Here is a 15,483-nt window from a genome sequence, read left to right on the forward strand (position 1 = left end):
GAATTATACCCGGCCGGGCTGGCACAGACATTGACGCTTTTATTATGCTGATCTTATTTGTAAAAGTGCGTTTAGGTCAATTAAAAATAAGATAAAGAAGTGTTAGACTATTCGTTATTAGAAGCACTGATGGAAAGTGAAGAACGCTTTCGCATAATGGCCAATTCTATTCCACAATTAGCCTGGATGACTGATGCCAAAGGGAACCTTGATTGGTTTAACGATCGCTGGTATGCCTATACCGGAACAACGCCGAAAGAAATGAAGGATGAGGGATGGAAGCAGGTGCATCATCCTGATCTGTTAGAAAGGGTAGTGGAGGGATGGAGTGCAGCCATTGAAGCAGAGAGTACCTGGGAAGATACTTTTCTTTTACGCAGTAAGAAAGGCGAATACCGCTGGTTTTTATCCCGCGCGGTACCGGTCAGGAAAGAAGATGGTACCCTTATAGGATGGTTTGGGACCAATACCGATATTACGGAACAACGTAAAACAGAAGAGACGCTGAAAAAGAAGGAAGAGCAATTACGCCTTGCCATGGAAGGGGGCGATTTAGGTTATTATGATTATAATCCAATAACCGGAGAGTTGATCTGGTCGGCACGGGCAAAAGAATTGTTTGGCCTGCCGCCGGATGCCAAAATAGACTACAACGTGGCTTTGAACGCCTTGTATCCTGATGATAGAGAACGGACACAGTTATTATTCCACAAAGCCTTACAGCAGGGGAGTGGTGGGCGTTATGAAACCGAATATCGCGTTATTGGCGTTACCGATGGCCGGTTGCGGTGGATTCGTACCAAGGGGATGGCTTTTTTTGATGAGCAGGGAAAGGCTTATCGGCTTTCAGGTGTTACCCTGGATATCACTAAACAAAAAGAAGCAGAAGAGGCTTTAAAACGAAGTGAAAGCACGTTGCGCAATCTGGTGTTGCAGGCTCCTGTACCCATGTTCATAGGAAGGGGGCGTTCCTTTATAGTTGAAGTGGCCAACGACCACATGCTGGAACTCCTGGGAAGGCGGGCTGAAGAGGTAATAGGTCGCCCGATAGCCGAAATGCTTGCAAAGGCGTGTAAAGAAAAGGAGCATGCCATTGAACATGTTTATGCTACGGGAGAGCAGTATACAGCTAATGAAATGCCACTTTCCCTCCCCCGTAATGGCAGGATAGAAACCGTGTATATAAACTTCGTTTATGAACCCATCAAAAACAATGAAGGGAGGGTCATTAAGATCGTTGCCGTAGCTACTGATATAAGCGATCAGGTGTTGGCCAGAAATAGGATTGAAGAAAGCCATAAAGAGTTTCAATTTGCCATGGACTTTATGCCGCAGATCATCTGGTTGACCTGGCCCGATGGATATCATTATTACTTCAATAAAAAATGGCTCGAATATACCGGGCTCACTTATGAACAATCAAAAGGCGAAGGATGGAAAAAGGTCTTTCACCCCGACGATCTGGAGCATGCCGGGAAAGCATGGGATCACTGCCTGGAAACAGGAGAGATCTACGAGCACGAATACCGCCTGCGCCGGTATGATGGCCAGTACCATTGGTTCCTGGGAAGGGGGGTGCCGTTAAAAGATGAAAACGGAACAACTATCAAATGGTTTGGTACCAGCACCGATATAAATGACCAGAAAACATTTTCGGAAACACTGGAAAAACAGGTGGAAGAAAGAACCAGGGAACTGCAACGAAGCAATGAAGACCTGCAGCAGTTTGCACACGTAGCTTCCCATGACCTGAAAGAACCCGTACGAAAGATCAAAACATTTATTAGTAATATACAACTGGAGTCAGAAAAGTTATTAGATGAATCATGCCAGTTTTACCTTAGCAGGGTGCAAGCTGCTGCCAACCGGATGGTTTCCATGATCGACGGGGTGCTTACTTATTCTACGGTCAGTGCGCTGGAAGAACTATACGAGCTGGTTGATGTAAACCAGGTATTAAAGAATGTGGAAGCCGACCTGGAAGTGGTCATTCAACATAAAAAGGCTACCATCCATTATAGCCATTTACCCAAACTGGAAGGCGCCCCGCTTATGCTGCATCAGGTTTTTTATAACCTGGTCAGTAACTCGCTTAAGTTTGCCAGGACCGATGTTCCTCCTGTCATTAGTATAACTTCACATTTCATTGAGAAAAAGGGAAAACCCTTTGCCTGCATTGTACTGGAAGACAATGGCATTGGGTTTGAGCCAAAATATGCCGAAAAAATATTTGGCACTTTTACCCGGCTTCATTCGAAGGATAAATATGAAGGCGCTGGTTTGGGATTGTCGCTTTGCAAGAAAATAGTAGAGCGGCATGGTGGTTCTATCACCGCAAAAGCCAGAGAAAAAGGTGGGGCCATCTTTGCGATCTTATTGCCTGTAAAACGCCTCGCTGTTTAAAGATGCAATTGATTTTCAGGTGATTTTACTTTTTGTCATTACAAACAGGCCATTTACATTTGATGCATTATAATCATTGCTTGTATTCGAAATTAATTGCATGTATTTTATGAGATTATTCGTAACCCAAACCATTTGCATTCTACTCCTGGTTTTTGTCTTTTGGCCAGTTTTATTTACAGATTATGCTTACATGGATGAAGCGCATCAGCTTTGGCACAACGATGATAATTCAAACTTTATAATGTTTTTTGAACAAGGCAGAGGGTTGACGGGACTCATGATAAAAAAGCTGTTTTCCTCAATTTCTGCTATAAACGGATTAAAATGGATCCGGGTTATTTCTTTTGCAGGCTGGCTGATGGCGGTAATGGTTTGGACTGCTGTATTGAACAGCTGGAAGAAGCTCTTAGATTTGAATGAACATTGGGTGTTCTTCTTAAGTATCTTCCTTCCCTGTAGCATTTCGGTGGCCATAGCTATTGGTTGGGCGTCCTGTGTTGAGTTATTCCTCGCCTTCACGCTGGCACTTTTAAGCGGGCACCTGCTGTTTATTGAGCTGTACGGTAAGAAAGAAATACGGGTTTCACCGATCAAAATTATTTTAGTCTTAATACTGGCATTAGGTTCGTTATTTCTTTACCAGCCTATGGCTGGTGCCTTTCTGTTGCCTTTCTTTTTGTGCCATTTGCATAATAGATTTAAAAGGATTGACAGAATTGCGTATATGGGAGTAGGCTCCTTTTTGGCAATTAGTTTACTCTATTTTCTCCTTTTTAAATTTATTCTTGCCCAATACGGCATACCGGCCGCTGAGCGAACAGCGCTGTCTCTTGATCCCTTGAAAAAGATCTCTTTTTTCTTTTCCCAACCACTTGCCCAGGCATTCAGTTTTAATTTTCTGTATAATATGCGGGGGATATTTTCTCAGGCATTTTATCCTGTAATGTTTGCGACATGGGTGTTTTCAGTATTTGCGTTAGAGAAAGACCAGAAGCTGATCTGGAAGTTTGGCTATATCGTGAGGATGTTGTTACTGATGATGCTAATGTATGTTTCTGTATTAGTGCCTAAAGAAAGTTTTGCGTCTTACAGGACCATACTTTGTTTAAATCTTGCCGGCACTATACTTTTGACTGATGCAATCCTGAGGCTGGTTAAAAAGAGCAATCTCAAAAATCTCATTACCTACTCAACTTGCGGAATTGTTGTGGTTGTTGCCTGGTTTAATTTCAATCTGAACTACATCAGACCACTTAAAAAAGAATACCTCGCTATCCATACTTATTTTCAACAACACTACGATAGCTCCAAAACGGCGATCTATTTTGTAAGACCACCAGAAGACCTGTTTACAAAGCTGTATGGCCAGAAGGTTTACAAAGATGAATTTGGCCTGCCTACCGGGTATAAGGATTGGACACCGGAACCACTTATCAGACAAATGATCTTTGAAGCAACAGGTGACAGAGAAAAAGCCAAACAGTTTTCAGTGGTTAATCTGGCATATGAAGAAAGGGAGAGCGCGAAGGCCGAACCTGCCTCTATAATTATTGATGAAGAGAAGATCCTGCAGTAAGAGATTTTAGCACAGGTTGCTTATAAAGAAAAGGCCCCCGAAATACATCGGGGGCCTTTTCATTGGTGATCTTTCATTGGGTAGCTCTAATTGATCTTTACGGGCTTTTTGTAAGCAGATGAAAAGTTATCTACTTCATACTGGTCGGTAATATTGTCCAGTATTTGTACTTCAAACCTTCGTAAGCCGGGAGTTGTATTGCCCAGCAGCTTTATGTAAATAGTATCCATGGCCTGTATTGCCTGTGGAAACACAATCGTGTACGTGGTGTCGGAAGAAGGGATCACATTCCCGTTTTTATCCACCACATTGTAATCCACCCCGCTTACGGCAGGTTTGTAGGCTGTCGTGTTATAGGCGGCATTGCTGACAACATATTTTGTCACTGCATCGTAATTGCGGGTGAATGCTGAATAAAATTGCACCGGCAGTTTGATCAGGTCAGTTCTCGTTTTTGAGTTAACTGTATCATTGGTGTTCGGAACAAAAACGGAGTAATAGTGATGGTCGTATTCCGACAGGCCTTTTGGGTAATCTCTTTTCTCACATGCCATCAACACGAGGAACAGCAGCGATGCGATGGTGCTATATTTCAGGTATTTCATTTTGTTTCTTATTGAGGTTATTGCCAATTTGGATTCTGGGTAACATTATTGCCGCTGGTGGAGATCTCATTCAACGGAACAGGATACAAATAATCGCGGTTTGCCTGGAACTTGCGGGTAGAGGCGGCTTCTGCAATCACAACCTTGTCTGCGTTAAGTTTTAATGAAGAGGCATTTGTGCCAGACAGCCAGTCAGCCTGGATAAATTTGGCGCCCAGTAAGTCTTTCGGTAAAACCGTTTCGGCGGTATGCCATCTGATGAGGTCATCATAATGGAAACCTTCCAGGGCCAGTTCAACCGTTCTTTCGCGTCTGATCTCGTCGCGCATCGACAGGTTGCTGGCAGTTACAAAAGCATTAGTGAGCTTAGCCGCCATACCGGCGCGGGTGCGCAGCGCATTTACCGTAAGGTTCAGATCGGCATCGCTGATGCTTTCGCTCAGTTCAAATTTTGCTTCGGCATAAATAAGCAGGATTTCAGCATACCGCATCAGGATCCTGTCGGTAGTTGCATTGGTGTTATTGACCCAGTCTGAATTATTGAATCCTTTCTTGGTAGCATAACCTGAACGTGACCCCAGTGAAGTGGTCGGCGCCCATGCCCCTTTATAGGCTGTTTCTCCTTTCTTGAACACGGTGTAAGTTAAACGTGGGTCCCTGTTATCGAAAACGGTATTGTAAGCCAGTTCGTTTGCTTCAGGAACAAATAAAGGGGAAGGGGTGGCAACCGGTGTGCCATCGGTATTAAATGCAGGCAAACCATCAGTATATAAATACTGGCGAATAAGGTTACGCGTAATAGCGATGCGGCCATTTTCCAGGTCCCTTGAATTGTTATGGGCCAATATTGCATTGGCACTGTCTACTCCATAGATCTTTACAAAGATGTTTTCTTTGTTGGTAGCGCCTTCGCCATCATGCACAAATAGCTTTCCATAATCAGGAAACAGTGCATGGCCTTGTGCCGGCGCCATTACCAGCGATGCGTTATCGATGGCTGTTTGCAAATGCGCCTGCCAGCCGCTTGCACCGATGAATTTTTCGCGGGTGCCTTCATATAAACCCACTCTTGCTTTCAGCCCCCAGGCAGCACTTCTTATTAACCTGCCCCATTGGTCGCCAGGTAATGATGCACGCAACGGTAACCAGGAAGCAGCAAAATCAAGGTCATCATAGATCGCCTTCAGTACTTCAGCCCTTGGGGTACGCCCCATGGTCAGGTCTGGTGAATTTACATCCATGGTGTGTAATACCAACGGCACATCGCCATATTTCATCACCAGTTGAAAATAGGCATATGCCCTGAAAAACCTGGCTTCGGCGAAATACCTGTTTCTAATGGCATCGTTAACTTTTGCTTTTCCGCCTTTTTCCAAAATGTTGTTGGCCGTAAAGATCTCCTTGTACCGGTCGTTCCATTCACCGCTGGTATTGGGGATAGTCCAGGCGCCGTTACTGGTAGTGTTGGCATTCTGGTTAACGTTGTCATCGCCGCGGTTGTCGATCCAGTTGCCGGGCAACAGCTCGTACAGGCGGTTGCAGGCATTCATCAGATCGCTTTCTGTGTTCCAGAATTGTTCATCGCGTAATATTGTTTCTGGGTACAGGTCCAGTTTGTTACAGCAAGTCAATAATATGCTTACCGACAGTATAGCTATTGATAAATTGATTTTTTTCATTGTCTTCATTTTTTAGAAACCGGCGTTAAGGCCAAAAGATACTGTTCTGTAAAACGGATACGTGGTAGCGCCTACGTTATTACCAACCTCAGGATCGAATACGCTCAGCACTTTGGTTGTTTCCCACAGGTCCTGGCCAGATACATATACCTGCAGGCTGCGGAAGACTGTTCTTTTAACAGGAACTGTGTAGCCTACCTGAATGTTTTTCAAACGCAGGTAATTGCCGTTTTGCGCCCACCGGTCAGATGCTTTGAAGTTATGCGCATCGGTCTGGTACATTCTTGGGAAAAAGGCATTCGGGTTCTCCGGAGTCCATCTGTCCATATGAATGGTCCATGGCATATCGGCTGTTCCGAGCATCGGCGACAGGGTTCCCTGGTCGATGAGGAATCTTCTTTGCATCGCACCCTGGAAGAAAGCGGAAAAATCGAAACCTTTCCAGCTAAAACCCATGTCGAAACCATACACATAGCGGGAATTAGTGGTGCCCAGTTTAACCAGGTCACCCGGATTTTGCGGAGTACCATCGCCGGCTGAAAGAACGCCATCTCCGTTGCGGTCAAGATATTTCATATCGCCGGGAGCCAGGTTGTTGAAGTATTGGGTAGTGAATTTCGACTTGTAATCATCCAGGTCGGTCTTGCTTTGAATTAAACCGGCTGTTTGATAACCCCATACCGTATTGAGCGCATAGCCTTCCATCAGTTCCACCACACCACCGGTACCAATACTGTTCTTGCCATTATATTTTAACAGCTTGTTCTGGTTATCAGAAAAATTGAAGCCTACCCGGTATTCTACATTCCCTACATGATCGTGCCATTTAACCTCCACCTCTTTACCCCAGCTTTTCAGTTCACCCACATTATAAGAAGGGGTACCTATGCCAAGGATGTTTGGCAGGTTCAACTGAGCGAGCATGTTCTTGTTCTTTTTCACATAATAGTCTGCGGTAATGCTTAACCTGTTATCCAAAAAGCCCAGGTCTACACCGATGTCTGATTGCTGCACGGTTTCCCAGGTAACATCAGGCGATGCCAGTTTATCCTGGTAGATAAATTGTGTACGCGCATTGTTGAATACCAGATTAGGTGGCGCTGGGTTGTTGCCGAGGTTATTGGTGAGACCACTTCCCAACAGGGTCATATAAGGGTATAGACCGAGTGGGGAACCGTTCCCTAACTGACCCCAGGAGGCGCGGATCTTGAAATTAGGAATGAAGGAAATATTGTCTCTGAAAAAGTTTTCTTCACTTACACGCCAGGCGGCAGAGAAAGACGGGAATACCTGCCAGCGGTGTGCAGGCGCCAGTCTTGAACTACCATCATACCGGTAAGATGCTTCTAACAGGTATTTACCTGCAAAACTGTAATTCAACCGGCCGAATAAGGACGCCAGGGCCCAGGTTTCTACTTTATCAGAACTTTTCACCGTTAATGGATTCCCATAATTTATACTGAAGAAATCATTGGTGATCATGTTTTGCTCAGAAGTGGTAACCTCGTCTTTCCGGTATTCTTCATAAGAGCCACCTTGCATGAGCGTAAACTCATGTTTGTTGAGTTTTAACTTGTAAGTAAGAAAGCTCTGCAGGTTGTTCTGATAGGCCTTATTCTTTGTAAGCGTAAGGGTATTGGGCGTGTTTATGCTCGACCGCAGCGTTCCAACTGAACGACCCCACCAGTTGATGGTGCGTGAATCGTTTTCCAGGGTATAATCGTTCTGGTTCCGCCAGCCTATTACATCAAGGGTCAACCCTTTGATCACATTTTTCACCTGGAAAGCGAGGCGTCCGGTAAAGGTGCCATACGCTCTTTGTTCCAAACCGGCATTCTTTTCAATATCTATTGGGTTTATCTGCAGATCGCCATTATAAATTTGTCCGGTAGTATCTTCTGCCGGTACGTACAAACTCTGGCGGGTACGGCTCCGGTACAGGCGGTTGATGATCTGATCGGTGTGGAAGGAATTCTCCCGCACTTTCGAATTGATATAACCTGCTGTTACTTTCATGGAAAGATATTTATTCAGCTCGGCATTTATATTCAATTTCAGGTTGATCCTGCTGTTGTCATCGGGCCCATAACGCATTACCCCATCGCGTTTAAAATAAGCGCCGGTAAACAGGTAGTTCAGTTTTTGTTCGCCACCACCTACGGAAAGCGAATGGTTCTGCTGGTGGTTGTATTTGTCCATCCCTTCCTTGATCCAGTCAGTATTATCGAAATATTCCCAACGGTCTGACCCAGGGTTGGGGCGGTAATTCAGGTTTGGATTCTTCAACCATTCATAATTCTCATCAGTATATTCGGGCGCCCCTGTTGCATTCAACCTGCTTTCATCGATCAGCGTCTGCTCATCCCATGAACTCAGTCGTTTCGGCTGGCGTGCAGTTATATTTACACCATAATTAGTGCTGAATGTAACACTTGTTCTTCCGGCTTTTGCCTGTTTGGTAGTTACCAGAATAACCCCGGCAGCAGCCCGGGCTCCATAGATGGCAGAAGCAGAAGCGTCTTTCAATACTGAAATGGACTCCACATCGCTGGGGTCTATCAGGTTCAGGTCCTGTTCAATCCCATCAACCAGCACCAGGGCTTTGGCATCGTTGGAAGAGGTAAATCCCCGAACGCGGATGTCATACCCTTCGCTACCCGGTTGACCAGAATTCCTTACCACGGTTAACCCCGGTAATACTCCTTGCAGCGCGCCTGTTACGTTGGCTACTGGTCTGTTGGCCAGGTCTTTGCCGGTAACCTGGGCTACCGAACCACTCAGATTTACTTTCTTTTGGGTACCATAACCAACTACCACCACATTGTCGAGCGTGGAAACGTTCTCCTGCATGGAAACATTGATAGTGGTACGGTCGCCTACTTTCACTTCCTGGTTTAAAAAACCCGTGTAAGAAAAGATCAATACACTAGTGGGATCAACAACCAGGGCGAATTTCCCGTCTTTGTCGGTGATCGTACCGCTGCCTCCACTTTTGATCAGCACATTCACACCCGGCAGTGGTGCTCCTTTCAGATCAGTTACAATTCCCATGATACGGTTGGGTTGAATGGTTTGAGCCGCTGTGGCCAGCCATCCAAAAAGAAGCAATAATGACAGTACATTTTTGGCCGGCCACTTTATATGACCAACGCGTGAATTAATTCTCATAAACAACAATCTTTTTTTGGTGAAGAGACATAGGGCTTTGCGGTAGCCCTTTTTGAAAACAACAGGAACGATTGATAAGAAAATGAGGCCTTAACCTGGAAATAAACTGCCGAAGATTTAAAGCATGCAGTCTGCGTTTACCGGATTGGAAAAGGTAAAAACGGAGTGATGGTAATCCTGGATATGGCAGATGCTTGGTCGTCGTCATGGCAGCTATCTTGGTAAATTTCTTCAGCAAAGTAGCTAAAGGCCGAGCGTCATATCAAGAAAGCGACTACGTCAAAACTGCTACATCAATAAAAACTTTAATTGATTTTCAGATGATTGTAAGTGGAATTTAAATGTGTATCTACTCAGTAGCTGATCGAAGAATTACGGAAACGTTTCCGTAAAAATAGTCGGCCACCTACGAAATATCCAAGCAGCTTTTTATTATTAGTGTTTAAAACTAGGGTGGTTTGATAGCGCTTGTTTTCTTAGTTTCGATGGCGTTAATTCAAAACAATATAATTGGGACTTGTGCTCACTGATAATGCTGAAGACCTCATTGATGAAGATCCAGCTGGCTATTTAAAAGAGATAGCAGACATTTGCACGAGCAGTGTGCAAGCTGCTACAATGTCAGTTGTTGGTTCTTTTTCAGCTTTGTTCCTGATTGTGTATATTCATGCTTTAACCTTATAGCCGTATATGAAAAATCGCTTTTTATCGAACGTACTTCCTCACGTAATTGCGATCGCTGTTTTTTTAATTGTTGCCATTGTTTATTGCAAACCGGTTTTAGAACACCAGGTATTACAACAATCTGATGTTATCCATTGGAAAGGAATGGCCCAGGGTTCTTTTGAGTATAAAGAGAAATACGGGCATTTCCCTTTATGGACAAATAACCTATTCAGCGGCATGCCAGCCTATCAAATTGCTCTGGATTCAGATGTAATAATTACACCGAGCTGGTTCTATAATTTGTTTACTTTATTTCTGCCCAAGCCAATCAGTTTCTTTTTTCTGGCCAGTATATGTTTTTATTTTCTTACCCAGGTTTTTCGGGTCAATTCTTATTTAGGAATAATAGGAGGACTGGCCTATGCTTATGCTACATACAATCCCATAATTATTTCTGTAGGCCACGATACAAAAATGCAGTCCATTGCCCTGATGCCTGCGTTTCTTGCTTCACTGGTACTTATATATAATAAGAAGTACCTCTGGGGGGCCGCCTTCACCGTCGTGATCACTGCCATCCTGGTTGGGATCAATCACGTACAGATCATTTATTACCTGTTGTTAATTGCGGCAATTATGACGATTGTCTATGCGGTAAGCTGGATCAGGCAGCGTGATTTCCGACACCTGTTCATAGCCACCAGTATAGCTATATTATGCGGGGTCCTGGGTACTTTAAGCAATGCCATTTCTCTTTTTACTTCTTTTGAAGCCTCAAAGACCAGTATCCGCGGCGGATCAGAGCTGGTAAATAAAAATACTACCCAGGAAGGATTGAGTAAGGATTATGCGTTTGATTATAGTATGTATAGGTCTGAACCATTTGTAATGCTGGTGCCAAAAATGTATGGCGGCAGTACTGGTTTGGAGGTGGACGAAGAGCAGTCAAAAGCCATAGCGGAGTTAAGGCAAATGCCGCAGGGATTAGGGCAGCAATTACAAGGTTATTTGCAGTTTTATTGGGGTGGTATTGGCGGAACTTCAGGCCCGCCTTATGTGGGTGCCATCATTTGCTTTCTGGCCTTGTTGGGTTTTGTTTTATTGAATAATAGAGATAAAGTATGGATCCTCATTGCCAGTGCATTGGCCATTGTAATGAGTTGGGGCGGTTATTTTGCAGCGTTCAATGGTTTTTTATTGAACCATTTACCTTTCTATAATAAGTTCCGCGCCCCGAGTATGATCATTGTTATTCCAACCCTTCTCTTTTGTTTGATGGCTGTATTGGCCTTGCAAAGAATTGTTGAAGTAAAAAATAAACAGGAGTTGTGGGAAAAGTATAAAACGAGTTTAGTGATCACTGGTAGTTTATTTATTGCGCTGTTGGTTTTTTATTTCAATGCCGATTATACTTTGCCGCAAGATAAACAGCTTGTAAGCCAGGTTACGGGACCGGGAAGCGGGTTTATAACCAGTTTTGTAAACGCATTGAAAGAGGATAGAAAGGGGCTGTTTGGGGAAAGCCTCCTGCGTTCGTTTTTATTTATTACAGGCGCTGCTTTGTTGATATTCTTATATATAAAGGAGAAGATAAAAGCGCCTGTAGCGTTTGCCTGCATTGGCATTGCCGCTTTTATTGATGTTATGGCCATCAATGTGAAATACCTCAATGCTGGTAATTACCAGGATGAAGCAGAATATCAGCAATCTTATTTTACGCCTTCGCCGGCAGATCAGCAGGTCTTGCAGGATAAGGGGTATTACCGGATCTTTGATAACCGAGATGGCGTGGGAAGTGCTTATAATGCAAGCGCGCTGAGCGCCTATTTTCACCGGTCAATTGGCGGGTATCATCCTGCCAAGCTCAGTATTTACCAGGACCTTATTGCACGCCAGTTATATAACTATCCTAACTGTACTGCAGCTATTAATATGTTGAACACAAAATATATTATTGAGCGAGACTCTACAGGAAAAGATGTAGTACGAATGAATGCGAATGCATTAGGCCCGGTTTGGTTTGTTGATTCCCTTCGGTTTGAAAGTACGCCGGAAGCCGTTATGAATGGTTTAAGCACGTTGGATCCCAAAGGAACAGCCATTGTTTTTACAAAGGATAAAGAGTTGTTGAGTTACACTTCATCGAAAAACAGTTCCGATGTTATAAAGTTAATAGAGAATAAAAATGATGACATAACGTATGAGTCAAATGCAGCCACACCTCGGTTTGCCGTATTTAGTGAGGTCTTTTACGATAGAGGCTGGAAGGCATACATCGATAATAAAGAAGCGCCCATAATCAGATCAAATTATGTGCTGCGAGGTTTGTTAGTACCTGCCGGTCAGCATCAGATCAAATTTGAGTTTCGTCCGGCCGCTTATTATAATGGCCGCAATATTGCGAAGGTGGCGGGGATCATAGCGATGTTATTAGTGGTGGCCACCATTGGTTTATCAGTGCGCAATTATTTGAAAAAGCCTAACCTTGATCAGTAATTAAAACGGCTTCTACGAATTAGCTTAAGATACAGAAGAGAAAATGACTGTCAGTGATGACAGTCATTTTCTTTATATAGCAATTGGCGGAATATTTGTAGCTGATAAGACAATAATTTCCTTCCCCTGAAAATCATTGTGTCCTTCCTGAAGGCTGATAACGCTGCTTTCTTCACTTAAACATAAAGGAGGCGTTTATGGCAAAAAGAGGATTTTTATTGTCAGGTTATGCTCTTATTGTTCTTTCTTTTGTATCGTGTCATAAGGACATGGATAAGTTTTGCGAATGTGACCAGAAGGACATGGTGGCTTACGTTTCGGTATTTGCTTCAGGTTTGAACAATCCGCGTGGTCTTACCTTTGGGCCCGATGGCAATCTGTATGTGGCAGAAGGCGGTATTGGTGGAACCGATTCCACTACTGGAAAATGTACCCAGGTGATACCGCCCGTAGGACCGTACAGGGGTAGTTGCACTGGCGCCCGCATTTTAAAAGTAGACATGCGCGGTATGATCACCACTGTAGCCGACAAATTACCATCCAGTCAAACATCGGAAGCGTCAGGTAGCCTGGTTAGTGGGGTCGGGGATGTAGCGTTTATTGGTAAGAAACTGTTTGGGGTATTGGCCGGTGCGGGTTGTTCGCATGGCGTTAAAGGTATTCCCAATGGTATTGTAAAGGTGCATGGCGATAAGTCGTGGGATATTTTTGCCAATCTCAGTGAGTGGCAAATGAGCCATCCCGTGGCGAAACCCGAAGAAGACGATTTTGAGCCAGATGGTACCTGGTATGGGATGGTGTCGGTAGATGGCAACCTGTATGCAGTAGAGCCCAATCACGGCGAGATCGTTCGCATCAACGGTGACGGAGTTATCAGGCGAGTGATCGATATCTCTGCCAGCCAGGGACATATAGTGCCAACCGCTCTTGCCTGGTATAAGGGTAATTTTTATGTAGGCAATCTGGGTGAGTTTCCTATCACGGGTAAGAGTAATATTTACAAAATAACACCTGAAGGCAAGATCAGTATAGTTGAAAAAGGCTTTAGTACAATTCTTGGTATTGCATTCGACAAATCAGGTGGTATGTATGTACTTGAAAATACTACTGGTAATGCAGAACCTACACCCGGCACCGGTACCATTGTACGAATTGATCCCTCGGGAGAACGGCGCAAATTGGTTACCGGTTTGAACCTGCCTACTGCAATAGAGTATGGCCCTGATGGTAATTTGTACGTTTCCAATTGGGGTTTTGGCCCAACGGCAAAGGGTGGTGGAGAAATACTTAAGATCAAGATTGACTGTAAAAGAGATCAAAAAAATTATTGGAATGATCTGATCAGGTAATACCCAGGAACCTTGATAGAGGACTGTCTGCCAGTTGGCGGACAGTCTTTTTATTTTATATCGCTTATCTTTACCTGTATTGATCGTTTTTTAATTCTTCCATGTGAAAAAACTGATTGGTCTCTCCTGTATTTTATTTTGTTCGCTGGTAGTAACGGCGCAGCGCCCCGTGCCTGTAAAACCCCGTATTCTTATCAGTACCGATATTGGCGGTACAGATCCCGACGATAATCAGTCAATGATCCATTTTCTGATGTACAGCAATCTGTTTAATACAGAAGGCCTAATTTCTTCTCCTTCTTATGGTCACGGTACGAAGCAAAACCTGCTCGAGATGATCGCCTTATACGAAAAAGACCTGCCCAAACTGGAGAAGCATGCCAGTGGCTTTCCTTCCCCCGAGGCATTGCGGGCTATTTGTAAACAGGGGAAACAGGGCGCAGCGCCATTTGCGGGTTATACAAAGGCTACCGAAGGTTCCAGGTGGATAGTAACCTGTGCCAGAAAGAAAAGCGATCAACCGTTGTGGGTACTGGTATGGGGTGGGCTCAATGATCTGGCCCAGGCCTTACATGATGCACCAGATATCAGGAAAAAAATAAAAGTATACTGGATAGGCGGGCCTAATAAAAAATGGAGCGCCAACAGCTATGCATACATAGTGGCTAATTTTTCTGACCTGTGGTTTATAGAGGATAATTCCTCTTACTATGGGTTCTTTTCAAACAAAGGCATGCCCGACAGTGTAAATACCACTGATTATTATGACCGGTATATGTCAGGCGCCGGCAACATGGGAAAGGATTTCAAAAATTACTATGGCGGAAATGTGAAGATGGGTGATACGCCTTCGCTGTTATACATGATGGATGGCGATCCGAACGACCCGATGAAGGAAAGTTGGGGCGGCAGTTTTGAGCCATTCGATCACAGCCCACGCCAGGTTTTTAACCGCAACACTACATTGACAGATACCGTGACTGTATGTTCCCTGCTGGAATTCCATTTTAAAGGACCCAAAGCTAATATTCCTCCCGACTCAGCCTGTTTTATGTTAATCGTTAAAGCTGGTATCGGCGAACAAAAATGGGCCGGGTACTACAGGGGGGATGGTGACTATGTAGTAAGATATGCACCCAAACAGGCAGAAAAGATCTCCTATACGGTAACGGCTGCTGTGCCCGGATTCAAGGAGCAGGCCGGACAGTTTGTAGTGAATAATGAATGGCCGGGTATACGGGGTAAAACAGATTACCCCTTAGGACCACATTGGTATACCGATCGTAACGACCCGCAACTATATGATGGCAATATTCAGGGGGGGGATTACAATAAAGAAATGGCGGAAGGAAGTGCTGCTGGACTGGGCAAAGCGCTGGGAATGGTTAAAGAGTGAGTGATAAAACACCCGCATTAGTGCTTTATATATATAGGCAATCCGGTTTGAGGTAGTAGATCATCTGTCAGCCTGACGTTTATCATCTTCTGCAGGGTCCAGGGTCATAGGCCCGGCCCGTTAGGTGAAATAGTTTTGTTGT

The 15,483-nt window shown here is 44.3% G+C and carries 9 protein-coding genes; 6 read left to right on the forward strand and 3 right to left on the reverse strand.

Features of this window, described 5'->3' with window-relative positions:
- Window positions 1–99: 99 nt before the first annotated feature.
- Together J7I42_RS21355 and J7I42_RS21360 are read left to right on the forward strand one after the other, a co-directional pair.
- On the forward strand, window positions 100–2,403 hold the full coding sequence (locus tag J7I42_RS21355) for a PAS domain-containing sensor histidine kinase (RefSeq protein WP_209140902.1): 2,304 nt from the start codon (window positions 100–102) through the stop codon (window positions 2,401–2,403).
- 109 nt (window positions 2,404–2,512) lie between these two features.
- The gene (locus J7I42_RS21360; protein WP_209140903.1) at window positions 2,513–3,982 is read left to right on the forward strand and encodes a hypothetical protein; all 1,470 of its coding nucleotides are present in this window, start codon (window positions 2,513–2,515) and stop codon (window positions 3,980–3,982) included.
- An 86-nt stretch (window positions 3,983–4,068) separates the two neighbouring features.
- Here the strand turns inward: J7I42_RS21360 and J7I42_RS21365 are convergent, their stop codons facing one another.
- The 3 genes from J7I42_RS21365 to J7I42_RS21375 are packed head-to-tail and all read right to left on the reverse strand — an operon-like array spanning window position 4,069 to window position 9,434.
- Window positions 4,069–4,587 carry a hypothetical protein gene (locus J7I42_RS21365; RefSeq protein ID WP_209140904.1) on the reverse strand — a complete coding sequence of 173 codons (519 nt, stop codon included), beginning with the start codon at window positions 4,585–4,587 and terminating at the stop codon, window positions 4,069–4,071.
- 17 nt (window positions 4,588–4,604) lie between these two features.
- Complete coding sequence (locus J7I42_RS21370; RefSeq protein ID WP_209140905.1) at window positions 4,605–6,266, reverse strand: RagB/SusD family nutrient uptake outer membrane protein; 1,662 nt, start codon at window positions 6,264–6,266, stop codon at window positions 4,605–4,607.
- 12 nt (window positions 6,267–6,278) lie between these two features.
- Window positions 6,279–9,434: a SusC/RagA family TonB-linked outer membrane protein gene (locus J7I42_RS21375; RefSeq protein WP_209140906.1), complete on the reverse strand. Its 3,156-nt coding sequence runs from the start codon at window positions 9,432–9,434 to the stop codon at window positions 6,279–6,281.
- 510 nt (window positions 9,435–9,944) lie between these two features.
- On the opposite strand from J7I42_RS21375, the gene J7I42_RS21380 reads away from it, so the two are divergent.
- From J7I42_RS21380 to J7I42_RS21395, 4 genes are all read left to right on the forward strand, one after another.
- Window positions 9,945–10,118, forward strand: coding sequence for a hypothetical protein (locus J7I42_RS21380; protein ID WP_209140907.1), 174 nt, complete (start codon window positions 9,945–9,947; stop codon window positions 10,116–10,118).
- Between the two features lie 6 nt (window positions 10,119–10,124).
- A complete protein-coding gene (locus J7I42_RS21385) occupies window positions 10,125–12,596 on the forward strand; it encodes a YfhO family protein (RefSeq protein WP_209140908.1) in 2,472 nt (823 codons plus the stop codon).
- Between the two features lie 197 nt (window positions 12,597–12,793).
- A complete protein-coding gene (locus J7I42_RS21390) occupies window positions 12,794–13,945 on the forward strand; it encodes a ScyD/ScyE family protein (protein ID WP_209140909.1) in 1,152 nt (383 codons plus the stop codon).
- A gap of 103 nt (window positions 13,946–14,048) precedes the next feature.
- Window positions 14,049–15,341, forward strand: a complete 1,293-nt coding sequence (locus J7I42_RS21395; RefSeq protein ID WP_209140910.1) for a nucleoside hydrolase-like domain-containing protein — start codon at window positions 14,049–14,051, stop codon at window positions 15,339–15,341.
- Window positions 15,342–15,483 lie beyond the last annotated feature (142 nt).

The sequence above is a fragment of the Niastella soli genome, assembly GCF_017742245.1.
Lineage (GTDB): Bacteria > Bacteroidota > Bacteroidia > Chitinophagales > Chitinophagaceae > Niastella > Niastella soli.

Bases quoted from the DNA above. Each gene is read 5' to 3' on its own strand.
- J7I42_RS21360 (WP_209140903.1), top strand. From the start codon at position 2,513: ATGAGATTATTCGTAACCCAAACCATTTGCATTCTACTCCTGGTTTTT.
- J7I42_RS21365 (WP_209140904.1), bottom strand. From the start codon at position 4,587: ATGAAATACCTGAAATATAGCACCATCGCATCGCTGCTGTTCCTCGTG.
- J7I42_RS21370 (WP_209140905.1), bottom strand. From the start codon at position 6,266: ATGAAAAAAATCAATTTATCAATAGCTATACTGTCGGTAAGCATATTA.
- J7I42_RS21375 (WP_209140906.1), bottom strand. From the start codon at position 9,434: ATGAGAATTAATTCACGCGTTGGTCATATAAAGTGGCCGGCCAAAAAT.
- J7I42_RS21385 (WP_209140908.1), top strand. From the start codon at position 10,125: ATGAAAAATCGCTTTTTATCGAACGTACTTCCTCACGTAATTGCGATC.
- J7I42_RS21390 (WP_209140909.1), top strand. From the start codon at position 12,794: ATGGCAAAAAGAGGATTTTTATTGTCAGGTTATGCTCTTATTGTTCTT.